Raw genomic sequence first — 24,274 nt, 5'->3', positions numbered from 1 at the left:
CAACAAAAGACTCAAGGTCAACCTCAAGTCTTATTGTCAAGTGTGTATGTCTAATTTTTATATATTTATCGTCATATATGGAGGAATGCATATAATTCCATCTTTCACGATTAAATTTCTTGGATGAATAATATAACTTTCCCCTATGCGCTTCTTGTATTTTTCTCTGAAATTATTTAATGAAGTTGTTTTATATTGCTTTCCTGACTTCACTTCGATTGGAAACATCTTATATTTTAATCTGCTGTTATTTGAAATGATAAAATCTATTTCCATATCATTTCGATGCTTATTTTCATTATAGTGTGTATAAAAATATAACTTATGTCCATTTGCCACCAGCATCTGGGCTATTGCGTTTTCATAAAGCATCCCTTCATTTATCTGCAATTTACCCGCCAATATCTGTTTATACACTTCATCTTCAAGTAATTCATTCTCATCAAATGTATGGCTTACCAAAAGCCCGGTATCTCCCATATAACACTTTACATAGCTTCTTGTCTCGTTTAATGATAAACCCACATTAGGATTATTACACAAAAAACACTCATTAGATATCATAGAATCCGACAGCCAGAAAAATGTTTCTTCATACTGATCTGCATAACTACCATCTTGTAGTTTTTTGAATACCACTCTTTTTTCATGCTGTGAAAGGAATCCCGGAATCTGGTCATAAATTGCAAGTACCTTACTTCTATACTTTGCATCTATTTTCATAATATCTTCCCGATACAATTTGAGAATGTCTCTTTTTTCTTTATCCGCTTCTGTAAAATCTTTTTTACCTTCAATAAATGCTACTACTGGCATGGGCATCCCACCAACAAGTATATACTGTTGAAACAAAAGCATTGCCTTGTTATGCATACTTCTTTCCAAAGGTTCTCTTTTTTCAAAGCATTTTTTTATATATTCAACCAGCAACTCTTCCTCTAATGCTATTGCAAATTCTTCAAAATCCAATGGATACATATTAATATGTCTTTCTTCTGATGGTATCACGATATTTTTTACATTTTCCCTGATTGATATCAATGAGCCAGTCTCAATATAGTCATATCTTCCATCTGCCACTAAATATTTTATCGCAGCTCTTGCCTGTGGAAACATCTGTACCTCATCAAAAATAATAAGAGAGTTTCTCTCTGTCAATTTTGTTCCAAAATGCGTCTGTAACAACATAAAAAATGTATCCAAATCATTCAGATATCTCTTAAAATACATTTCGACTTCCTTATCTTTTTTAGCAAAGTCAATAAGAAGATAACTTTCGTATTCGCTTTTTCCAAATTCTTCGCAGATGGTAGACTTTCCAATACGTCTGGCGCCTTCTATCAGTAAAGCTTTTTTCCCCCGACATTCACTTTTCCATTCCAGTAGTTTTTTATATATTTTTCTTTTTAACATCATTGTTCCTCCAGATTATGCGCATATATGCAAGTTCTTAATTTTATGATTACACGCACATTGTACTCAATTTTATGATTATACGCAAGTATTATAGCCATATTTTTTATGATTATACGCACTTTCTATATAATTATCTCAATTATTATGAAAAAGGCTTTCTGCTTCAAATTTATTTTTCTTGCACTTATGGTAGCTATGTGCTATCTCTTGTATGTTTTGTAAATCCATATATATGCTCCTAATCCAATTTGTGCAGACGTTCTGCACAAATTACTTTTATTTATCTGAGTGATTACAAGTGTCCGATAGGTGATCCTTAATCGGATACTACTGGTCACTATTGGATATTTTTCGGATACACTGTATCCAGTAAGTATCCAATAAGCAGTTAACTGTATCCAGCAACTTATTTTTTAGTCTCACTTAACCTCATTCAATACATATTTAGTCCCTGGTCCACTTCTAATTCTCCTTAATATTGCATTTTGAATCATCTTATCCAATAACCTGCGTGCACCAGCTCGTGTTTTATATTCTCCTTAATTTATTTAGCAAATTTTCAGACCATTCGTCACATTCATCTAAGTTATTATCCATAAGCCACTTGTCTTCTACTGAGATGATTTTTTTTTCATTATTTTCATTTACAAGCGTAACTGTCACCTTTGGCTTTTCACTTTCAGAACGTTCTTCACATCCATAATCACCATCAAATATATGCTTAATTTTCCACATTTTTTTCTCCATTCCTTTTTCATTTATGTAATCAATATACTTTTGTTTTAAATGAAAACTACTGCGAAATTTTGAATTATTAAGTCTGCTAAATAGTTTTTTGTACCATTCTTCCTTTGTCATTTCTGAACTCCATTTATACAACTTCTTCTAATTATTAACTGCATATATTCATTTACATACTGCGTAATTCCTTGATTGCTTCCTAGTAAATCTTTGCATAAATTATCTAATTTTTTGTATTCTTCAAAAAATGTAATTTCAATATTATTCATATTTTATGCTCCTATATTTGATTAATATAAAATAAACGATTAATTCAAATAGGATTTTACTACTTCAAAAACATTCAAATATCCATTTGCATACATATGCACACCGTCAATTGCATACTCTGGTTTTTGCTCTCCCTTTTCATTAACGAGTCCTTCATTGCAGTCAATATAATGGCATTCATATTTATTTGCGATTTCTTTCAAATGCTCATTGCACATTCGAATATTTTCAGTAGTTCTAAGCTTCATCCATTGAATTGCCTCTTCTGTATGCCAAGGCAAATGTAAATTTGCAGGATAAAATGCCATTATATAAATTTCTGCATTAAGAATTCTATCTTTTGCAGTTTCAATAATTTTGCAAAAATTATCCATCAGATGTGACATCCATTTATCTCCATATCGAGATTCCGTAATATCATTTGTTCCTATATTGATAAATATCTTTGATGGTTCAAGGTCTAAAAGCAATGTATTAATGTTCTCCAAAAACTCATCTGTATTCAATCCACCAACGCCTCGATTATAAATTACCTCATCAAATCCTTTGCTTCTTGCAATTTCACAAATAGGAAACTGTTCCATCAGTGATGAACCTGTAAAAAGAATTTTTCCCTTTAATATGTTCTGATTTAAATAATCAAAATTTTTAATTTTTATCATCTGCTCATTATTCATTGTAATACCCTCTCTTTTTATATTGAATTTCCTTCTATCAACTAAGCCGGCAAATTATATTGTTATATTTGTCTGTATGAATTTAGATTTATTTTCACTAATGTCTATAATACTATCATATTTCTTTTCCAACAACTACACTTCTCTAGTCTTACCTTTAAATCTAAATGTAATTATTCTCAACTCTATTATACCATATCCGGTGAGGAGTTATTTGTTTTTAAGTAACAAAAAATGTCGTATTTATGCGGTGCGTGGCGTTTCGCAAACGCCTAATTATATCAAAGGTGTGAGGGGATGTCGAATTCCAGTGTGGTTGAAATCTAAGAAATTGGACCATATTGAAATTTTGAGCAATCCACCATATATTATTGATTTTTATTTTAGCAATCCATTATAATAGTAGTTAAATTTTAACAATATGTCCTATTTTCAATTTTTATAGTATTTATTGTATTTTAAGGAGGATTTTTATTATGTATAAGTATTACACTAATATCTCAATTGACGATTCAATAGAAAACACTCGCCCACTTTGCTTTCAAATAATTCTAAAAGATAATATTTATTTTGAAATAGGTGAATGCTATTTTACTATAAAAAAAAATCATGATCATAACTATATAATTTCCGATGAAATTTCTATATATTGTTTTTTAGCAAAAGATGATATCAAAAAAGCAACTGAAAAAATCTCTCGTGCTTTAGATTTTTTTATCTATTTGACCGGCCTACCATTTTATACCGAATTCACAATTTTTCAAACAAATTCTAATACAATTCCTATAGTTGATGTAAATAAAAGCCCCCAAAAAATAGCCAAATTGAAAATTTATAATAAGTCATTTAATAAAGTCAATAAAAAACGTCCTTTATTAGACAATATGTTACATTTATACTCTTCTGCAATTAAATTTCATTATCTTTTTGATATTAAAAATTGTGGAGATGCTTTTTTTATTTTCTTTAAAATATTAGAAAATATATCAATAGATGATTTTTCAATTAATTATAAAAGTAAAAATAAGAGAAATTTAATATCCATAAATAGTATAAACAAAATATTATATAAACATTACAAAATAAAAATACCCGCAATTAAAGCAACTGAGTTAAGTTCTTTTCTATCTAATCAGTTATTTGAGAAAGTTTCAAACGAAATTTTTTATAAAATTCTATTATTTTTTTCTCACTATAAGATAGATGTTGACACAGTACTTATTTCTCAAATCGTGACTATCAGAAATAAAATAGCACATGGTGATTCGATTCAATTTGAAGATTACCAAAAAGAATATAGCTACCGACAAAAATTATGTAATAAAGCAATATCCCTTAAATTTTTTTCAGGTCTTGATCCTAAATTAAATTCGCGTATAAAAGTTATATAATAATTTACACGCTTTATTCAATACCCAAACAAAGTGCCAGGATTTCTAAATTCTAAGCACTTTGTTTTTAATTATCCATATTTAATTTTTCAAATTAAATTATATTTATTATACACACTAACTCTATTTCTTTAATTAATACGAATATTCTGTCTCCTCAGCAACCTTTTTGAAACTTTCACTAACGTTTATATATTTTGATTTTTCCTGGGAATTAACAATATTAACATTAGACTCCATATCATTATTATCTGTCCACAACTCGCATTGAGTCATAACAGTCTGCACTGCATCATCCATTCCTTCTGGTGGATATTTATGCTTCTTAAGCAGTTTTTTAATCATCATTCTCATTCGAGCCCTGGCTGAATCCCTTTTCTGCCAGTCGATTGTGCGATTTTTTCTCAACGTATCTGCAAGTTCTTTTGTTATAGCAATCAATTCCTCATTTTCATAAAAATCTTTTATTGCCTGTGGTTTTGTAAGTGCATCATAGAATGCCAATTCATCCGCAGTTAATCCAAGCTTTTCTCCTTCTTTTTGTGCTGCTGCAATCTGCTTTGCAAGATTTAAAAGTTCTTCTATTACCTGCTCATTTGTAAGCATTCCATTTAGATACCTGTTCATAGCTTCCTGTATTAATTCGCTAAATTTCTCTGATTTAACCACATTAGTTCTCCTATATATACGAACCTGCTCCGCAATCAATTTTTTCAATAATTCTACTGCAAGATTTTTCTCCTTCATCTTTGAAACTTCCTCTAGAAATTTAGGATCAAATAGAGAAAAATTCTGTGAAACATCAGAAAACAGATTTATTACACCCTCACTTTTAATGCTCGCCTTTAATAATTCGTTAATTCTCGCATTCATTTCCGGCAACGAAATTTTCTTTCCATGTCCTTGATTCATAAGTCGCATTACTAAAACTCTAACTGATTCGAAAAAGGCAGCCTCAACACGTAATGATTCTTCAACCATTGAAGAGCAAAGAGATAATGCCTGTCTTAAAAGCAATGCTTCTTTCAAGAATTCTGTTCTATCTTCTTCTTTATGTATATCAACAATAAAGTTTACTCCTCCACTGATTGTTCTTGATCTTTCCAAATCAGTACCTGACATAAATTTAGAATAGTCATAACCATAAAAGATATCTTGACATATAGAAAGTTTTTCAAGGAATTTTGGATATGCAACTTTTGCAACGTCAGTATCACCATAATTTTTCTTATCTCTTGATGTATAATCATTCATAGCCTCTTTTAAAGCAGACGCAATGCCAACATAATCAACTACAAGTCCACCTTCTTTATCTTTAAAAACACGATTAACACGTGCTATTGCCTGCATAAGATTATATCCCTTCATCGGTTTATATACGTACATTGTTGCCAGAGAAGGGACATCAAATCCTGTAAGCCACATATCAACTACTATAGCTATCTTAAGTTGGCTACTATTATCCTTAAACTTCTTTGCCATTTCGTCCTTATGACGTTTATTTCCAATTATTTCTTTCCATTCTTCTGGATCTTTATTGCTGTCCGTCATGACAACACCAACTTTTTCAGTCCAATCAGGGCGTAATTCGAGAATCTTTTTATATATTTTCATAGCAATTGATCTTGAATATGCAACAATCATTGCTTTACCTGTAAGAAGATTTTCTCTATTATTCTCGTAATGATCCAAAATATCTTCTACAAGTGAATTAATTGTCTTATCATTTCCAAGAATAGCTCCATCTGTCCTAACTGCTTCTTACTTTTTTGAACTACTTCTGCATCTGCATTTTCTGCCATCAAATCATATTCTGCATCTATTAATTTAAGTGTATTTTCATCAAGTTTTAACTTTATAACTCTACTTTCATAATATACTGGTCTTGTTGCACCATCTTCTACAGCTTGTGTCATATCATAGATATCTATATAATCACCAAATACTTCTCTTGTACTACGGTCCTTCATAGATATGGGGTGTACCAGTAAATCCTACATATGTAGCATTTGGGAGACAATTTCTAATAATTCGTGCTGTTCCTGTAACTATCTTAGCCTCTTTATCTCCATCCTCATTCTCAATAATCTTGACTTTTTCTTTAAGTCCATACTGTCCTCTATGTGCCTCATCAGCCATGACAATAATATTTCTTCTTTCTGATAACGGTTCCTCAGACTCCTCAAATTTTTGCATAGTAGTAAAAATAATTCCATTAGCTTTTTCTTCCGTCAAGCCAGTCTTTTAATCCAATATCGTCTTTAGTAGAATTAGCTCCGAGTTTTCTACATGTAGCATGAACCGGCACCTGTCGTAAAAATGAGCTGCACTTTGCAAACTGTCCAAAAAGCTGGTCATCCAAATCATTTCTGTCTGTAATTACAAACTATTGTAGGGCTGTCTAATGCTTCCTGTAATAAATGTGCATAAAACACCATAGACAATGACTTACCAGACCCTTGGTGTATGCCAGAAAACACCGCCTTTACCATCTGTAATTGTTGCTTTTTTTGCCATTTCAACAGCTTTTTTTCACGGCAAAATACTGATGATATCCTGCAAGAATCTTGTACTTCTTTAGCCCCTCATCAGAAAAACAAATAAAGTTCTTAATAATATCAATGAGCCTTTCTCTATCAAACATTCCCTCAAAGAAAGTGTCAAATTGGGGCATACTGAGTATTTTTCATAATTACCGTCTTTGGTTTTCCACTCCATAAAACGATCTTCACCAGATGTAATTGTTCCAGCTTTAGAAGTTAGCTGATCACTTATTACACTAATGCAATTATAGATAAACATTGAAGGAATCTCATGAACATAATTTCGTATCTGTGCGTATCCTTCTGATGCATCAGTTTCTTCTCTTGAAGGTGATTTTAATTCAATAAGTACAACCGGTATTCCCATTAATAAATAAAATAATATCCGGTCTTTTATTACTGTTTTCAATAAATGTCCATTGATTTGCTACAATAAAAGAGTTATTGTCCACATTTTTATAATCTACTAAATATGCAAGTGATGAACACTGTTCGCCGTCTACAGTGTATCTTACCGGTACTCCGTGCTGAAGGTAATCCATAAACACTTCATTCTTCTGAACTACATCTCCATTTTCATAATTTTGTATCTTGTACATAGCATCAGAAATAGCCTCCTCTGGAAGAGAGGAATTTAACCTATGAATATATTCATTTAGCACATCACTATATAACGGACTATAAAAGTCTCGTTCTATATCCGGACCATATACGTGCTGATATCCCATGTTTTCAAACAATTCTATTATTGAATTTTCGTAATCTGCTTCTGTAAATGTTGTGGACATATGTATCACCTCTACTCTTTGTTATGTATAATTTTATCGATTATTCTTTTTGCTATTTTATCTGCTTCTGATTTTTTATAACCATTATTTTTTAATTTTTTGCATATTTGTATTTTTATTCTACTTATTACAGAGTCTCTTTTCATCCAATCTACTTCTTGATTATCTAAGAAAATCTGTTCAATTTCTTTTGATATTTCATTTTCTATATTTTCTTCATTCATCACTTTTTTCAATATGTCTGAATTATATTTGCTAACGTTCTCTTCTATATTTGCTGATTCTTTAGTAACATTTTGAAACTTTTCAAAATAAGAAACCGATCTTCTTAAATGTTCATTATGCCTTCGAATATACTTAAGTTGATATTCCAACTCTGGAAATAAATGTGCCTCATTTACATTGCAATTTTCTAGTTCTTGCCTTATTTGCTCTTTATTATAATCACTTATATAAAAGAATTTTTTTTCAAATTCATCCCTTAAGTTTGCCTCTGACTTAGTTATTATAGCATCTTTCAAACTATTACCTCTATTTGAAATAGTTAACTTACCTGGTAATAAAAATGCACCGCTCTGTCTAATTAATCTATCATTGTTCATAATTGGTAACACTGTACACACACTCTGGCAAATATGTATAAATTCACTCATCCCATTCTCTTCTAACCAGTTCTTCTTTTTATCAATACTTATTATCCCATCTTCATATAGTTTAATAATAATTTCTTCCAATGTGCAATCGTTATTCATATTATAGCTAGCCATTTTTGAAAGAATTCGTACATCTAGATCATTATACTTTAATGGCATATTATCCTCTTTAAAATAGACCATACCTTGTGGTGAAACCTTCTCGGGACTTTTGTTTTCCCTATCTCTATATTCCTCTTTCTCATAATGCTCACACGCAAAATATAATGCTACTAATGGATTTGTTGTTATGTCTAGTAATCTAGTACACATTCCATAATGCTGATACTTCTCCATAATTTCAAAACTTTCACTAAGATTGTAAAATTCGCTTGGGACCTGTCTCAGTGGTTCTGTCATCAAATTATGTTCTATGCTTAACATTTGGTCTCTAAATATGCTTGGCCTTATATCCCAATAATCTACAGCTTGTCCTCTAAAAAATAATTGAGCATTAGGATCTTTTTTATTTTGATTTAAAATACTTATCTCTTTCATAAATTCATCAACAGACGTAATTTCTATTCCATCTGTTGTATCCAACTGCATATGCATTTTTATTACCTCCAAAATGTAGCAAAAAACTTTTTATGAAAATAAACAATAATTTACCGCCTCATCCGTGCAACGCACGGATAGCTGCGAAGCAGCGTAGACAGATACCGAAGCCAGACGGATGCTTGCATACGGATGACAAGGTGTCTGACAGAGACGGTAACGAGGAAACTGCGAAGCAGTTTTCGAGTCTATTAGAGGCTTAGAGTTTGATGTCTGAGACATCAAGCTCGCCGGACATTAGCTTTGGTAAAAGAGTATCACGAAGTGAAGCTAATCTTGTATTTTCTTCTTTGTGATGTCCTATTTTTTCAAAAATTGGTGTAACAATTGATGTGTAACTATGTACTTCTTCAATATCTAAATTTGATACGGACATAGAAGCAATGTGTTGAGGGTAAATGTGCGGTTGAGCCGAACCCGTTTGAGCATCGAATATTTCTTTTTGACGTTTTTTTAGAAGCACATACCAAAAATAAACATCATCTGTCATTGAACTGTCAATATAAGATGAGTCGGACGACCAAATAGGGATATTCCATAAGCTTACATATCCTGCATTAGCACCTGATGCTGAAATTGCAAGTACAGGCGATTGAGTATTTGCAACATTGTGATAGGTAGAGGGTTCTAATCCTCCGGCAATTACAGGTACATCGCCAAAAATCGCATTTTTAGAAAGCAAACTTTTTCCACGCTTGGGCGTAATGTAGTCACCAATGGCACAAGAACCATTTGAAATATTAGGGAACATATTATCAAATATTGCCTGAGCTTGCTGTTCTAAATTATTGTTTATCGAAGTATTCTCATCAATCTTTTCTTCAATGCTTGATAATATACTTACAATTCTCTTTTGAACATCTTTATCCGGCAAAAGCACTTTCATTGGAGCAAGCTCAGATGAAAATGTTATTTGAGGAAATGTACCGGAACGAGTTTCAGCCAAGTGCTGTAATTCAGCAATCACATAATTAGATTTGAGCAAAGCAAAAAGGTATTCTGGCAACACTTTGTCGTTGTGTCGTAAAACCATAAGTTTGGTAGAAGCTATATAATTTGAAGTGTTTTCAAAATCAATATACGCAAATCTTTTGTTGGCTGGACGTATTTCTGAATACAGAATATCCTCTCTCTTAAATGTCTTTTTAAACTGACCTTTAAGATTTTTATTCACAACCGCTTCGTGATTTAGGACTTTTCCCTCCAAAACATCTGAGGTGTTGACAAGAACAACATATTCATCATTTCCTTTATAAGTATCTGAAATTGTACTGCACAAATCGCCTATTGAACATTCAATCCATTCAACCATATCCATTTTCTCCTATCCTATATATTTCCTATGAGCAATTTTTACATTGCTCTGCTTAACCATTGCGTACTGCAATGTCGTATCTATTTTCCTATGCCCCAAGAGCTGTTGTAACTGCTCAATCGGCATTCCTTTATCTATAGCCACAGTTGCAAGAGTACGCCTAAATTTATGTGGATGAACTTTATTCAATCCTAACTTTTTCCCAAATTCTCGAAGTCTTGCTTCTATTCCACCAATCTTTAACCTTTCATGGGGTAATTTGAGTGATACAAACAGCGCTGGATTATTATCATTTCTGCTTTCAAGATAATTCTGCAAATGTATCTTTGTTCTTGCGTCGAAATAAACAACTCTTTCCTTGCTCCCCTTACCAAACACGATACATTCTCTTTCATTAAAATCTATATCATTTCGATTAAGCAATACCATTTCACCAACACGCATACCCGTTGAAGCAAGCATATCAATTATTGCCAAGTCCCTTAATTCAGTGCAATTATCTCTCATTATTTCTAAAGTTTCATCCGAATATGTTTCTTTAATATTTGTTCCAGTCTTTACTTTGTGTATACGTCTAACCGGATTCTTTAATATATAATCTTCATCTTCCAGCCAAGAAAAGAAACTGGAAAGTATACGCCTAATATTGTCTATTGTAACTTTGCTTAAGCCTTTCTTTTGTTGATGTTCTGTAAGATATCCTCTTATATCATCTGTCATAATATATTTAACATTTTTATTTATTGTTTTTATCATCGTTGTTATTGTTGCTTCATAGTATTTAAGTGACTTTTCTGAACATCCTTCGATGCGCTTAGCAGCCAAAAAAAGTTCTACAAAATCTTGTTCAGCTTCTTTCGCTTCCACTGTACTCGATGTTATTTCATAATTTGTAAAAGTTGATTGTAATATCTCCTGTAATCGCTTGCTCTGTGCATTATTCAAATACGGAAGCATTCCCTGAATAATGTCTGTAATTAAATTTTGTTTCATAGTCAATTCTCCTTTGTAATTATTTTAAGAGAACGACTTGCAACGGCAGTTCTTTTTATTTCTCCTGCCGTTGATAGGAGTATATGCCTATAAATCTTCAGCTTTGTATACAATATAGCCTTCATAATAATAACTATGATCTATGCCCTTCATGTACACTTCTCTATCATCGATCTTATCCGTTAACGCCTGCTTCAATATATACTTAATTTCAATATCTTTAATCGGACTTCTTTCCATTGCCAAAAGGTAATCTTCCTTATCTACAACACTCCAATCAATAACATTGTTCAATTCTCTTTTCAGAATCAAATCAAGCCATATTCTGGTACTACGACCGTTGCCCTCTCGAAATGGATGGGCAATATTCATTTCCACATACTTTTCAATAATTTCGTCAAATGTAGACTGTGGCATTTTTTCTACATTTTCAATTGCTGTCTGCAAATACATAACAGGTGCAAATCGAAAATTTCCTTTTGACATATTTACTGTTCTAACTTTTCCAGAAAAATCATATATATCACCAAACAAATATCTATGAATTGCTGAAAGCATCTCAAATGTTCCTGCTTTATAATTATCTAAATATCCATTTTCAAATAATTCAACTGCTCTTTTCTTGCTTATCTTTTCTTCTATTCTCGCAAGTTCTGCGGAATCTTTGATATTCAGTTTATTTTCTAATGCCATGTTTTTTCCTTTCCAAATGCAACATTTATACTTCTTAATAGAGAACTTTATATTTGAAGTACTTTAGCCAACAATGCACTTTCTGTTATATTTTCACTTATAGTAAATAAAAAATCTAAACTTGTATTAATAATTTTTCTTAACTTACAACTCATAATATCATCTCCATTTTCTTTGTATTTATTTTTAATAAAAATAACTGCTAAAATGGCTACAAGTAACAAAATAACAATTAATACACTACGCTCCTGCACTGCAAGCTAAAGCACTTCAACAATTGTAAACAATAATTTTAGCGATTTAAAGGTCAATGTAAGAGACATCAAGTTCGCCGGACATTAACTTGGGCAACAAAGCATCTCGATATCAGTAAGTCGTGAATTTTCCGCTTCAAGCGCTTCCTGCTGTTGGAAGATGGGGGTACAAAAGGCATTGAACTCTTCGATAGTTTCGTTATCAGGAATTACAACAGGGACAGATTTCATCCCTGCACCAGATATTTCCTTAAAAGTTGAACCCGAAGCCATTCCCTCAATGGTCGGCAATAAAAATTTCAGAAGATAATACATAAATGCTGTACCAACATTTTCGTTTGGAACTACTGATTTGATCCTGATTAGTAGTCACCTCATTGGCTGCAATGCAATATACCAATAGGTGCTCTGGAACTAAACAGAACTGTTCCAATTGGCATTTTGGTTGCACTACTCTTGGAAAATCCTAATTCTGAAATATCAATTTCACCATGAGAGACAATTTTGACTTATTAAGAGATAAATCCTTTGGAGTGATCCATGCTATACCATGCTCGAGTAATATTCTTGCTTTGTTTTGGATGGAGTTCCACCTGCAACAACAGTTCCAAGTCAGAAAGTACACCATCATTCCATGTTGGATTAGCATTCTTAACAAATAAAGAATGGAAAAGTGCTTCTGCTTGCTGTTCTAAATTATTGTTTATTTTATTGTTAAGTTGTATTTTTTTGTCTAAATCACTTAATAGATAGCCTATTTTCTTTTGAGATTCAAAATCTGGTACATCTACCTCTATTTCATCAAATGTGCTACGTGTTATTGTATCAAATACAGAACCATGCGTGTTTTTCTTCAAAGGTCTTATGTTGTATTTTATTAAGTAGTACAAAAAATCTTCATCCACAATCCGTTTTTTTGCTCTTAAGCCATAGCATGACTGATTAAAAGCCATTGGGTAAGGAATAGTTGCTATTTCTCCTACTGTTCCTCTTGCTGAAATAATAATATCTCCTTTATCAAGCAATTTCGTAGACGAATTCATTAACCCAAGTTCAGTTATGTGTTTTTCAGTTTCATAAACATATCTATTATCATTACCAAAATCCTTGACAGATAGCCAAGGAATATCTCCATTCCAATAATCTGGATTAGATGTTTTAGGTGTTCCTCCTCCAATTAAATCCATGATTTCTGACAACTTATATTTCATACCCAATCGCCCCCAATTTCTTTCTTATCTCATCTTCCAATTCATGGGACTTTGCAAACATATCAGACAACTCTGACGTAAGTCTTCCCATCTTTTCTTCAAATGGTTCACCATCGTCTTCCTGCTCTTCAATACCTACATATCTACCTGGCGTAAGAATATAATCCTGCTTTGCAATATCTTCAGTTGTTGCTATAGCACAAAATCCTTTTTTTTCTTCCAATGTGCCGTTCTGAAATGCTTCAAATGTATCCGCAAGTATTTTTATGTCATTATCTTCAGGATCAACTGTTCCATCTGATAAATCTCTATGTTTTCTGTCAACCATATGTCCCATATTTCGAGCATCTATAAATAAAGTTTTACCTTTTTGTTTTTTATTATTAGAAATAAACCACAATGTAACTGGAATTGTCACACTATAAAAAAGTTGTGTAGGCATTGCAATAATTCCTTCAATTTTGTCATCTTCGATTATATTTTTACGTATTTCTCCTTCTCCACTTGTCTGTGTTGATAATGCACCATTAGCAAGAACAAGTCCTATCTTTCCGTTTGGTGCAAGATGGTGTATCATGTGCTGAATCCAAGCATAGTTGGCATTTCCAGCTGGTGGTAATCCATACTTCCAACGTGGATCTTCTATAAGTCTTTCCTGATTCCACGGATGATAGTTAAAAGGTGGATTAGCAAGTATAAAATCTGCTTTTAATGTTTTATGCCAATCATTTGTAAATGTATCTGCCTGATATGAACCTAGATTTGCATCTATTCCCCTGATTGCCATATTCATTTTTGCCATTTTCCATGTATCTGCATTGGCCTCCTGACCATATACAGATATCGCTCCTCTTTTTCCATTATGAGCCTTAATAAACTTTGCACTCTGAACAAACATGCCTCCTGAACCACAACATGGATCATATACTCGGCAATTTTCATATGGCTTTAATATTTCAACTAATGTTTTTACAATACTAGAAGGTGTATAAAATTCTCCACCGCTCGCGCCTTCTTTTTCTGCAAACTGTGCAATACAATATTCATAAGTTCTTCCTAATAAATCCTCATTAATCTCTGTATCTGACATATCAATACTATTAGTAAATATATCAACTACATCTCCCAATACTCTTTTATCTAAATCCGGGCTTGCATAATTCTTAGGAAGAACATCTTTTAGAGTCTTATTATCTGCCTCTATTGCCTTCATTGCATTATCAATAACTATTCCAATCTCTTCTTTGTGCGCTGCCTCTGCTATCGTTGACCACCTAGCTTCCTCTGGAACAAAAAATACATTTTCCATTGTATATGCATCTATATCATCTTCAAATCCATCACCTTCATCTACAAGTTCTCTATATCTTTTATCAAAAGCCGCTGATATATATCTTAAGAAAATTAAGCCAATAATTACCTTTCTGTATTCTGCTGCTGGAATATGTCCCCATAATACACATGCTGCATCCCATATTTGTTTTTCAAATCCTATATTTGCATTATTCTTATCTGCCACTTTTAATCCTCGCTTTCGTCTATTTCTCAATCTCCACAATATCATCGAAACCACAATTCAACTCTAAACATATTCTTGCTAATATATCTAACAATACTTGCTGATCATTGTTTAGCTTTGTAAATTTACTTGGTGCTATCTTTGTTTTAATTGTCCGATAGGTGGTCATTACTGGTCACTTATCGAGCACTAGTAACCATTTACTGGTCACTTACAAATAAGAATAACCAGTGAGTGACCACTATATCTAAGTTATCAACCACCAATTCATCTGTGTTTTGATACGCTACTATTGTCTATTTGCATGTTTAAACCAACTCCTATGTTTAAGTCTTTCTTGCGATAACATTCACAATATAACATAGGATTTTTTCATTGAAATCCTCACCATTTACACTTACACTATTCTCCCCAGCATAGCTGGGTATCAGACTTTCATTCAGAGATTGTATAAATAGTATTTGTATTCTCTCCTACTTTTTTAATCTTCCCAGAATTCATTAACTTCTCTAACAAATTTCTTGCTCCTGTTCTAGACTTATAATTACATAAATCCATAACTTTCTTCGTTGAAATACTTCCATTCTGTCTGATATAATCCAATATCTTTTCTTCTTTCGACATTGGCTTCGGTTCCGCTTGGTCTGTATTTTCATTTCTAATATCAGCAGCACCCGGAATATAAACAACCTGTCCTACTTCCAGTTTTAATGTCACTCTATCTGAGCGCTCTGAAAAATCAAACTCTGGCTTCTTCCAGTTCTGCTCTTTCCATGCAGTCATAATCTTATCAACACCACTTCCGGCACGCTCACCTACATTGACAAAGCCAAACATCTTAAGGATATTGGGATTTCGTGGATCACTATTGCCACCTGCGTAAAATTCCTCTTTTGTCACTCGGATTGTTCCTGGATTTGATATGGTAAGTTCTTTTCCTTTTTTAACAACAAGGATTCCGCGTCTGCCGTAATAATTGGCATGTGCCAGAGCATTTGCTAAAGCCTCCTCTAAGGCATCATGAACATCCACTCTGTCTACACGATATCCATCTCTGCGGTTGGCAAATGGAACTGCCACTTCATCATCCATTCGTGTACGTACCTTGCAGAAGAAATCATATATATTTCCACTCCAATCACCTTCATTAGAATGTGTACGGAACAACCAACGAATTACTTTATCATCACATTCTTCCCGATAATCCAAAAAGTAATTAGGAAAAATCTCTGTAATGTGATATGCTTCTCCAAAGAACAGAAGTCCTGCTATCGTTGGAGATAATGAACCTTTCTTATTCTTCGACACTGCTCTCAATTTCATCAGAAACTCATCATTCTCTAATGCATTCCAAGGATGTCCACTATGAAGCTGCTCAAATATAATACGATAACCTTTAATCGTATCCTGATTCAGCACATCTAATCCCATTTCATCAATCACTTCAATGTCTCCTGACACATCTCTCTGATCCGCAAACATTGCTCTTACTGCTTCCTCTGTGCATAGGAAATCGCCCTCATAATCTCTTTTATATGTGCCCTTCATCGGATTCGTTCCGATATATACCGGCTTATCATGTCTATCTGCCGCAGGAATATCAATTCTAAGAATCTTCTTATCTCCTACAGTAACCAGATTAACATGATGATTCAACAGGATATTCTTTGACACCTTGTTTCTATCATTCAGTGTACTCCAGAAATCCTTCTGATACTTGATGATTTGCTTTTCCGTCAAACCTTCCACAGTAAATGAATCTCTATGTTCTTTTATTCCAAGAAGAATAGTTCCACCATTGGTATTCGCAAAGGAAGAATATGTTTCCCATATACTTTCCGGAAGTCCACCGGTTGCCAGCTTGCATTCTCGATCATAATCTTCTTTAAGATTTAATTCTTCTAAAATATTATCTTTCAATCGTCAAACCTCCTGCTTATATCTTTATTAATTCAATTTCTTTCAAAACTTAAACTTGCAATTCTTTATCATTAACAACACTTCTATATGCTTTTTCATACCAGTATTTGTAGCCAAAGCAAGTTTGACGTTAATCCTGTGCTATATTTTATAATTCATCCTTTCCACCATCTTTATTCTTTTCATAGTGGATAAGATCTCCAAAATCACAATCTAATTCATCACAAATTTTTTCCAGAATATTCATAGATACCTTCTCACCCTTTGTCATTTTGGCAACTGTACTACTACTTATACCGAGATTATTTGTCAAATCAATCTTCTTCATATTTTTATCAATCAATAGTTTCCATAATCCATTATATGATACTGACATATGCGCTACCTCTTCATTAAATCCACTACTTTACCAGTGTTTTTTTATTCGAATTCTTTTTTGTCCAATTAGATATTTAACTATAGTTATTTTACCATATATACATCATTCTATCAATTTTAATTTGAAAGATTCACTTCGAGAAGTCAAACATTTTTTTTGTGTTTTTTGTTTTTCTATTTGATATTTTTATGATTTTTTTTATTCCCACTCTTGACAAAGAGCCAAAAAAATCCCTTAAACATACTAAATACAGTACATTTAAGGGATTTTCTCCTCTATATGTGGTTTTTAAACCCGTCATAAAATAAAATATTTTTTTGTAATATCAAGTTATGATAACTTACGATTTATTTCATCTGAAGTGATAACTTTTTTATTATTCTCCTTCAATGCAGTAAGAAATACTATATATAATTTTTTCTGCTCATCCACAGTTAAAAATCGCCTTTGTTTGGAATCTGTTTTTTCTGGAAGAATAATCCTTTACCTTTGTATTTTTATTAAACTCTTCTGTATTATTACCTATATTTTCCTGTGAATTATTCACTGTTGTCGCTTCTCCTACATCTGTAATATTATCGTTTGATTTTCCATTACTACTGCATCCACTAATAGTTATGGCTAGCAATACCACAATTATAACTGCCCACTTTGTCACTTATCGACACTCCTTAAACCAATATTCAATCTCTAATTAATAGTTTCTGCCGATTTTATTATAGAAAAATTATGGTCCTTTAAGAAGTCTCTCTTAATTATGCAGTTTTAACCTTTTAGTTATGAGGTTTCACATAAAAATCAGGGTGTCAAGACACAAAAATGTCATATACAATCGCAAAAAAATGTAATAAAATATAATTATATAAATTACCCGATAATTTATGAATTTTATATATCGGAAAAGTCTTTTTCCCTTAACAATATTTTATTTATGGAAAGGAACGATGAATATATGAAAAAAACATCTTTAAAATTACTGCTATTTTCCTTTGTTATGAGTTTACTTATGATAATTCCTACAAAGGTAAATGCAGAAGAAATCATTCCGGTCAATATATCTGTAAAGTATGGCCAGACAGAAGCCCGAAGAATCTTAGATATGATTAATGAACTGAGAACCAGTCCTACTGACGCATGGGCTTGGGATAAAACTGATACAAAACAAGAGGCATATTCCGGTTTAAAAGAACTTGTCTACGACTATGATTTAGAGCGACTTGCAATGAAGCGTGCAGCAGAAATTGCATTATCCTACGATCACACCCGCCCAAATGGTCAAGGTCCTTTTACTATTTATACTGAAGAAAGTATTACTACATGGTATGCAGGCGAGAACATTGCAGCAGGTAGTACTAACTTTTATTCTTCTGCAGAAGTAGTAAATAGAGGATGGCGTGAAGATACTGAACCTTATGCCGGTCAGGGGCACCGCAGAAATATGTTAAGTTATGATTTTAATTGCGTTGGTGTTGGTCATGTAACTTACAATGGCTATGACTACTGGGTAGAGGAATTTGCATACAGACCTTCTGTTAATACAACAGAAACACCGGCAAATGACAGCTGGCAAACTGTTACTGTTTCAGTAACTCAAAGCTGGCTTAAGAGTTTCAAGCCAATTTTTGACCAGGATTCATATATTCTTCAATTAGGAGAAACAGTAACTCCAAATATTACACCTGTAATTTATCTTGAAAATAGTTGGGGAGCTATTGGAACTGTGCTGGATACTCCAACCATTTCCATTGATGATCCTTCCATTGCCACCTATAGTGATGGAAAGATTATAGGTCTTAAAGAAGGTACCACCACGCTACGAGCAACACTATACGGATTGCCATCAACAACTTCAGCAACAATAATCGTACATGACTGTGATAATCATTGGAATCATGGAGTAATTACAAAGGTTCCAACCTGTATAAGGGAAGGCGAAAAGAAATTCACCTGCACTATTTGTAATAATACAAAAATTGAAAAAATTGACGTAGATGCAACAAATCATCTCCACTCTGAAATTCGAAATCAAAAGGAAGCTTCCTGCAAAGAGGAAGGATATTCCGGTGATAAATATTGCCCTGACTGTGGAACTAAACTTTCATCAGGCAATACTATTGCAAAAACAGAAACTCATAGCTGGAATAAGGGAGTAATCACTAAAAATCCTACATGTGCAGAGGAAGGCATAAAGACCTATACTTGTATCATTTGTAGTAAAACAAAAACAGAAAACATTGCAAAAACAACAGAACATCTTCATACCGAAATGCGTAATAAAAAGGCTGCTACCTGTGGCGAAACCGGTTATACCGGCGATACATATTGTACTGATTGTGGCACTAAAGTTTCATTCGGTAAGACCATTGCAAAATTAACTACTCATACTTGGGATGAAGGAAAGGTCACAACAGAACCTACTTGTACAGCGAAAGGTGTTCGAACATTTACTTGTATTATATGTGCAAAAACCAAAACTGCGAGCATTGCAGCAACAGGACATCAGCATACTGAAATCCGCAGGAAAAAAGACGCAACCTGCGGCGAAGATGGTTATACAGGAGATACATATTGTACTGATTGTGGAAAGAGACTGGCATATGGTCAAACCATAAAAAAAACCGGCAACCATACTTGGGATGACGGAAAAGTCACAAAAGAGCCTACATGTACAGCAAACGGCGTAACAACTTTTACCTGCATTGTATGTGAAAAAACAAAAACAAGAAGCATAAAAGCACCAGGACATAGTTACGGAGAATATGTAGTTGTAAAAGAACCTACAACCACAGAAAACGGATTAAAATCCAAGACTTGCAGTGCTTGTGGAAAAGTATATTCTGTAACACTTGCAAAAATTTCTTCTTCTAAGACAACTACAAAAACTCCAACGACTTCGTCTCAGGATGCACAGACAAGCAAAATTACTACTAAAAAGATTAAGTTAAACTGTAAGAAACTGACTTTGAAAAAAGGCAAAACTTTTAAATTTAAAGTTACTCTAACACCGATAAATAGTCGTGACAGAATCACTTACGTAACCTCAAACAAAAAAGTTGTCAAAGTCTACAGAAACGGTAGAATCAAAGCCTTGAAAAAAGGAAAGGCTAAGATTACAGTAATTTCAGGTACGAAAAAATTTGTCTGCAAAGTAACAGTAAAATAAAAGGCTTTATAATAAAAGCAAATTAAAAAGTCAATTATTTTTTGAGACTTTGATGATCTAATGATATATTTAATAAAATATAATTTTTCAATATATCATTACTAAAAAATCCTTTATGATATACAAGGCTTGCAAACCTGTATACATAAAGGATTTTTTGTACCATTACAATCAAATATCTTTTTACCCGAAATCTCTTAGTTACTATTTTGACATTGAATTATATGTTATTTTTTATAATTTTTCCATTACCATCTGATATTCTCTGCCATTTAACCGTATTATTTTTGTAATGTCTCTTTTGTTTGAGCTCATGTGTCCACCTTCTTTCTGCAAAATAATGTAGACTGGGTCTTTTGCAAGATACGCATTTGTATATACAAATGCATTCTTGTTAGGAAGAATCCTAAAACCTCTGTATCTCGCCTGCCGGCTCGGTCCGTGCTCCTGTTTACGCAGGGTCATCCACCGTATGGCAGCACCCCTAAACCATTTTATTTATCTGGTCTTTACTTCCTCTGCTATCCTTATGTCTTTATCTATCTTGAAATTTAAAAATTCCAGTTTTAACATCAGACGTGTGGTTTTACATTCACGTATAAAGACTCTTTCACATGCTTTGTTCGTCCTTTTCAAATATCAGAATCTTCTGCGTAACCTTTTTTGCAATCGGTAATAACGCCAAAAGTCTGTATGAAGATGAAAATAACTCCATGCCACGAAGAATATTATCATCTTTTATTTTATGATACCCTGTTGTCATATTCCCAAGGTCTTCAAAATGATCTGCACCGAAGACAAATTTTGAGCCTGTTTGCTGTATGGATTTTTCTATTCCTTCTTTCTTTACCCATGCCTTTGCCAGACATTCCATAAGAATACAGGCATTATCAAAGTTGTCCTTTATTATTTTTAATATCTTACCGTTTTCTTCTGCTGTCAGATACATTGATAATCCTTCAATGATAAAAAGCATTTTCCCCCGCACTTTTACTTCTTTTGACCATGCAGGGTCAAGTGCAGAAATTCCTATCGTAGAAACACGTCCTGATTCCTCGAAAATCTGATTGCGGATTGCTATCGTTTCTGGCAGGTCCAGATTGTACCAGGTGATTTTACCATTATCCATGCGATAAAATCTCGTATCCAGACCACAGGCAATATTAACCACCGTACAATCAGGATTTTTCTCTATAAAATTCTTTACTAATTCATCAAAAACTACCGTTCTAGCAATTACCCCTTTCCCCATCGTAGAATCCCTAGCCGCTGTAGAAAAATCATAATCAATTTTGTCGACTAATTCTACCGCCTTTGCATCATAGAATTTATTATGTTTACTTTTGGAATATTGGGCTCTGGCATAAAAGCTCTGGAGCATTGTCTCAGCACTGCCACTGATAGTAGGTTTTATTCTTTCACTCATACATTTACCTTTTTTGCAATATAATTAGTTAGTTTCAACTAACTTGATTATAACACATTTTATGAAAATAAACAATTCAAATTGACGTGTCTTGGAGACAAATTGACGTGTCTTGGAGATAGCCCCATAAACTTCTTAAACTGAAATCTGTCCAAGTAGCCGGATTCATCAATATCACCGAAACCAACGATTTCATTATTCTCAACTGTAACTACCATATGATGTTTCAGGAATGATTCATCCCATTCTTTTAAATCCACTGTTCCGGTTGCCCAGACATTTAATTGTTCTTTTGTATAATCTTTTGCATTTACACTATGAATAGTATGATAAAACAATTCAGCCAAATACCCACAGTCAGAAGTTGTGTACTTTCTAAGTTGCATTTTATCCTCACAAATACCGATTTCTCAATCTCAAAAATTGGAATTTGCGTTACAGAAATTCCTTTCAAAAATCATAAATTATGTGTGCAAGTTCCTTTGGATTATCAACATTAACCTCATGGGAAGAATCTTTAACTATTTTGAATTCACTTTTTCTTATACTCTGACTAATTTGTTTAGCACTTTTCATATTCGCTTTATCTTTACTTCCGCACAATATTAGGCTTTTGCAATTAATTTTATCCAAACCGTTTTTTATATTGTGATTGCTCATTGAGTTTACTAAAGTAATAAAATCTTTTTTTGAACAGCCCATATCATTAAATTGTAAGTCTGGCATGAAGTGAAATATCATACTTTGTATTTTGAAAAGAACTTTGGGTATATCATAAGGAGTTCCAATGATAATAATAGAGTTTACTTTTTCTGGATACTTTTTTACATAATCCAATGCCAATATTCCACCTAATGAAAGTCCACATAAATTAAGTTTTCCTTCCTGATTGTTACAGAAATCAGAGAAAGAAGAAAATATGTTTTGATAATCATTGCTATTGCCACTTGACATTTTAAAAAGTGCAGGACAAAGAACATCTATATTATCTATCTCTAAAAATTTGATGGTTTCATTCCAACTTTTATGATTTTGCCCTAGCCCATGAATTAAAATATTCTTCATAATGCTCCACCTTTACAACTTAGAATTATCATCTTAGTTCATCCAACATTTGAAACATTTCATTTCCACTATCCATATTAATTTTTATTATACGCCATCGTATACAGTGAAATGCCATTTTTCAATTTTTTCTCGCCACATAGTTCCATTCCACATCGAGTATATTGTTTTACTTTTAACGGCGTATCAGTATCCAGAATACAGGGAATATCCTTTGTGTCCGCCTCGGCAAAAGGTTGCTCCAAAATCTTGCGCATATATCCTTTCCCCTGAAATTCTCGCAGGACAACAACCATGGATACTGCAATATAGTCATGCTCTTTTTTGAAAATCTTCGCATACTGTTCGTCTCCGCTTTGTGCCATAGCTATCAGTGCCTTAAGCGGTAACTCGCATAAAAGTCGCTTGATCATATGTAAGGTCGGACCCATTGAAGGTTTTGCCCTCTTACTCCAATAAGCAAGATATCCCTCTCCTATTTCCGATGTGGTATACAGAGTTCCTGCTCTGTAAAACCATTCCGTCATAATCTCAAAGCCTTTTATTGTTTGCTCTCTTGTGAGCATCGTAACAGTTCCGGCTTTTTCATCAGCAAATGCCTCACCGATTCTTCTGCCAATGTCTGCAATTTCTTTCCTTGATTTATTTTCCACTTTTATCATGGATATTCCTCCACCAATTCCGATTTCTCAGTTTCAAAAATTGGAATTGTCATATTTTACTGATCAATACCACGATTCCGGCTACCACAAGTGCCACAAGCATGTATACCACTGTAGCCGCTCCTCGTTTTATCAGTACTGTCTTCCAGGACTTAACATAAGAAACATCTTCCATACCTTCTATATGCCAGATTTTGCTGTGCCCTACCCATAATCTGTCAATCACAATCCCATCAAACCAGTTCATAATTACAAGAAAAAGAAAGGATTGAAAATATGCTGTTTTAAAATCCGTAACATGATTCCAAATGGAAATAATCAGAATCAGAGCTACAAATATGATGACACAAAACGGAATCATAAACCACTTTGATTTTTTCATAACCGTTTCTTTATTGGCAATTCCGCGTTTTTCTGCTTCTTCTATATATTCTTTTGGATAAAAGTATAAGCAATTAAGCCCATCGTTCTTTACTGCACATTTTATCAGCATAACATACAATAAACAATACAATACGTTCTGTAACAACAATAACATGATTCATTCCTCCTACAACTTCCGATTTTTCAATCTCAAAAATTGGAAGTTGCGCGTTTC

Annotated in this window: 22 protein-coding genes and 1 pseudogene; 2 read left to right on the top strand and 21 right to left on the bottom strand. The window is 33.1% G+C overall.

Annotated elements, in window-relative coordinates; all coding sequences use genetic code 11:
- Nucleotides 1–57: 57 nt before the first annotated feature.
- The 4 genes from CCC31_RS11090 to CCC31_RS11075 form a co-directional block, all read right to left on the bottom strand.
- On the bottom strand, nt 58–1,416 hold the full coding sequence (locus CCC31_RS11090; RefSeq protein WP_290851598.1) for an AAA family ATPase: 1,359 nt from the start codon (nt 1,414–1,416) through the stop codon (nt 58–60).
- Nucleotides 1,417–1,944: 528 nt separating this feature from the next.
- Nucleotides 1,945–2,274, bottom strand: coding sequence for a DUF4186 family protein (locus tag CCC31_RS11085; RefSeq protein WP_290851596.1), 330 nt, complete (start codon nt 2,272–2,274; stop codon nt 1,945–1,947).
- Nucleotides 2,271–2,426 (bottom strand): DUF6548 family protein, encoded by a 156-nt coding sequence (locus CCC31_RS11080; RefSeq protein WP_290851594.1) that lies wholly within the window; start codon nt 2,424–2,426, stop codon nt 2,271–2,273. The genes CCC31_RS11085 and CCC31_RS11080 overlap by 4 nt, the downstream gene beginning before the upstream one ends.
- Before the next feature lie 39 nt (nt 2,427–2,465).
- Nucleotides 2,466–3,104, bottom strand: a complete 639-nt coding sequence (locus tag CCC31_RS11075; RefSeq protein WP_290851593.1) for a GDSL-type esterase/lipase family protein — start codon at nt 3,102–3,104, stop codon at nt 2,466–2,468.
- 476 nt (nt 3,105–3,580) lie between these two features.
- Between CCC31_RS11075 and CCC31_RS11070 the strand changes: the two genes are divergently transcribed.
- On the top strand, nt 3,581–4,495 hold the full coding sequence (locus CCC31_RS11070; RefSeq protein WP_290851591.1) for a hypothetical protein: 915 nt from the start codon (nt 3,581–3,583) through the stop codon (nt 4,493–4,495).
- A 135-nt stretch (nt 4,496–4,630) separates the two neighbouring features.
- Here CCC31_RS11070 and CCC31_RS11065 read toward each other — a convergent pair.
- From CCC31_RS11065 to CCC31_RS11015, 11 genes and pseudogenes are all read right to left on the bottom strand, one after another.
- A pseudogene (locus tag CCC31_RS11065) lies at nt 4,631–7,826 on the bottom strand (type I restriction endonuclease subunit R).
- Between the two features lie 11 nt (nt 7,827–7,837).
- Complete coding sequence (locus CCC31_RS11060; RefSeq protein WP_290851589.1) at nt 7,838–9,073, bottom strand: FRG domain-containing protein; 1,236 nt, start codon at nt 9,071–9,073, stop codon at nt 7,838–7,840.
- A gap of 202 nt (nt 9,074–9,275) precedes the next feature.
- Nucleotides 9,276–10,388, bottom strand: coding sequence for a restriction endonuclease subunit S (locus tag CCC31_RS11055; protein WP_290851587.1), 1,113 nt, complete (start codon nt 10,386–10,388; stop codon nt 9,276–9,278).
- 12 nt (nt 10,389–10,400) lie between these two features.
- Complete coding sequence (gene xerA / locus CCC31_RS11050) at nt 10,401–11,384, bottom strand: site-specific tyrosine recombinase/integron integrase (RefSeq protein WP_290851585.1); 984 nt, start codon at nt 11,382–11,384, stop codon at nt 10,401–10,403.
- 87 nt (nt 11,385–11,471) lie between these two features.
- Nucleotides 11,472–12,077 carry a protein adenylyltransferase Fic gene (gene fic, locus CCC31_RS11045; protein WP_290851583.1) on the bottom strand — a complete coding sequence of 202 codons (606 nt, stop codon included), beginning with the start codon at nt 12,075–12,077 and terminating at the stop codon, nt 11,472–11,474.
- 766 nt (nt 12,078–12,843) lie between these two features.
- Nucleotides 12,844–13,542, bottom strand: coding sequence for a restriction endonuclease subunit S (locus CCC31_RS11040; RefSeq protein ID WP_290851581.1), 699 nt, complete (start codon nt 13,540–13,542; stop codon nt 12,844–12,846).
- The gene (locus CCC31_RS11035; protein ID WP_290851579.1) at nt 13,532–15,061 is read right to left on the bottom strand and encodes a class I SAM-dependent DNA methyltransferase; all 1,530 of its coding nucleotides are present in this window, start codon (nt 15,059–15,061) and stop codon (nt 13,532–13,534) included. Before CCC31_RS11035 ends, CCC31_RS11040 begins: the two co-directional genes overlap by 11 nt.
- Before the next feature lie 19 nt (nt 15,062–15,080).
- Entirely contained in the window at nt 15,081–15,230 is a 150-nt protein-coding gene (locus CCC31_RS11030; protein ID WP_290851577.1) for a helix-turn-helix domain-containing protein, read from the bottom strand.
- Nucleotides 15,231–15,496: 266 nt separating this feature from the next.
- Complete coding sequence (locus CCC31_RS11025; protein ID WP_290851575.1) at nt 15,497–16,981, bottom strand: RNA-binding domain-containing protein; 1,485 nt, start codon at nt 16,979–16,981, stop codon at nt 15,497–15,499.
- A 148-nt stretch (nt 16,982–17,129) separates the two neighbouring features.
- On the bottom strand, nt 17,130–17,357 hold the full coding sequence (locus CCC31_RS11020; protein WP_118379303.1) for a helix-turn-helix transcriptional regulator: 228 nt from the start codon (nt 17,355–17,357) through the stop codon (nt 17,130–17,132).
- 427 nt (nt 17,358–17,784) lie between these two features.
- Nucleotides 17,785–18,018, bottom strand: coding sequence for a hypothetical protein (locus CCC31_RS11015; protein ID WP_117910478.1), 234 nt, complete (start codon nt 18,016–18,018; stop codon nt 17,785–17,787).
- A 348-nt stretch (nt 18,019–18,366) separates the two neighbouring features.
- On the opposite strand from CCC31_RS11015, the gene CCC31_RS11010 reads away from it, so the two are divergent.
- Complete coding sequence (locus tag CCC31_RS11010; protein WP_290851569.1) at nt 18,367–20,523, top strand: CAP domain-containing protein; 2,157 nt, start codon at nt 18,367–18,369, stop codon at nt 20,521–20,523.
- 234 nt (nt 20,524–20,757) lie between these two features.
- On the opposite strand, the gene CCC31_RS11005 is transcribed toward CCC31_RS11010, so the two are convergent.
- From CCC31_RS11005 to CCC31_RS10980, 6 genes are all read right to left on the bottom strand, one after another.
- Complete coding sequence (locus CCC31_RS11005; protein ID WP_290851566.1) at nt 20,758–20,988, bottom strand: hypothetical protein; 231 nt, start codon at nt 20,986–20,988, stop codon at nt 20,758–20,760.
- Between the two features lie 145 nt (nt 20,989–21,133).
- Complete coding sequence (locus CCC31_RS11000) at nt 21,134–21,949, bottom strand: class I SAM-dependent methyltransferase (RefSeq protein ID WP_290851564.1); 816 nt, start codon at nt 21,947–21,949, stop codon at nt 21,134–21,136.
- A gap of 59 nt (nt 21,950–22,008) precedes the next feature.
- Nucleotides 22,009–22,335 (bottom strand): GNAT family N-acetyltransferase, encoded by a 327-nt coding sequence (locus CCC31_RS10995; protein WP_290851562.1) that lies wholly within the window; start codon nt 22,333–22,335, stop codon nt 22,009–22,011.
- 64 nt (nt 22,336–22,399) lie between these two features.
- Nucleotides 22,400–23,014: an alpha/beta hydrolase gene (locus CCC31_RS10990; protein ID WP_290851560.1), complete on the bottom strand. Its 615-nt coding sequence runs from the start codon at nt 23,012–23,014 to the stop codon at nt 22,400–22,402.
- Between the two features lie 77 nt (nt 23,015–23,091).
- Nucleotides 23,092–23,676 (bottom strand): N-acetyltransferase, encoded by a 585-nt coding sequence (locus CCC31_RS10985; protein ID WP_290851558.1) that lies wholly within the window; start codon nt 23,674–23,676, stop codon nt 23,092–23,094.
- 49 nt (nt 23,677–23,725) lie between these two features.
- Nucleotides 23,726–24,214: a hypothetical protein gene (locus tag CCC31_RS10980; RefSeq protein ID WP_117890483.1), complete on the bottom strand. Its 489-nt coding sequence runs from the start codon at nt 24,212–24,214 to the stop codon at nt 23,726–23,728.
- Between the last annotated feature and the right edge of the window lie 60 nt (nt 24,215–24,274).

Source organism: Eubacterium sp. LMAG:50 (assembly GCF_008680265.1).
Classification (GTDB): Bacteria; Bacillota; Clostridia; order Lachnospirales; family Lachnospiraceae; genus Eubacterium_U; species Eubacterium_U album.
Note: the sequence above shows the minus strand (reverse complement) of the source record. Positions and strands in the feature narration are given on the sequence as shown.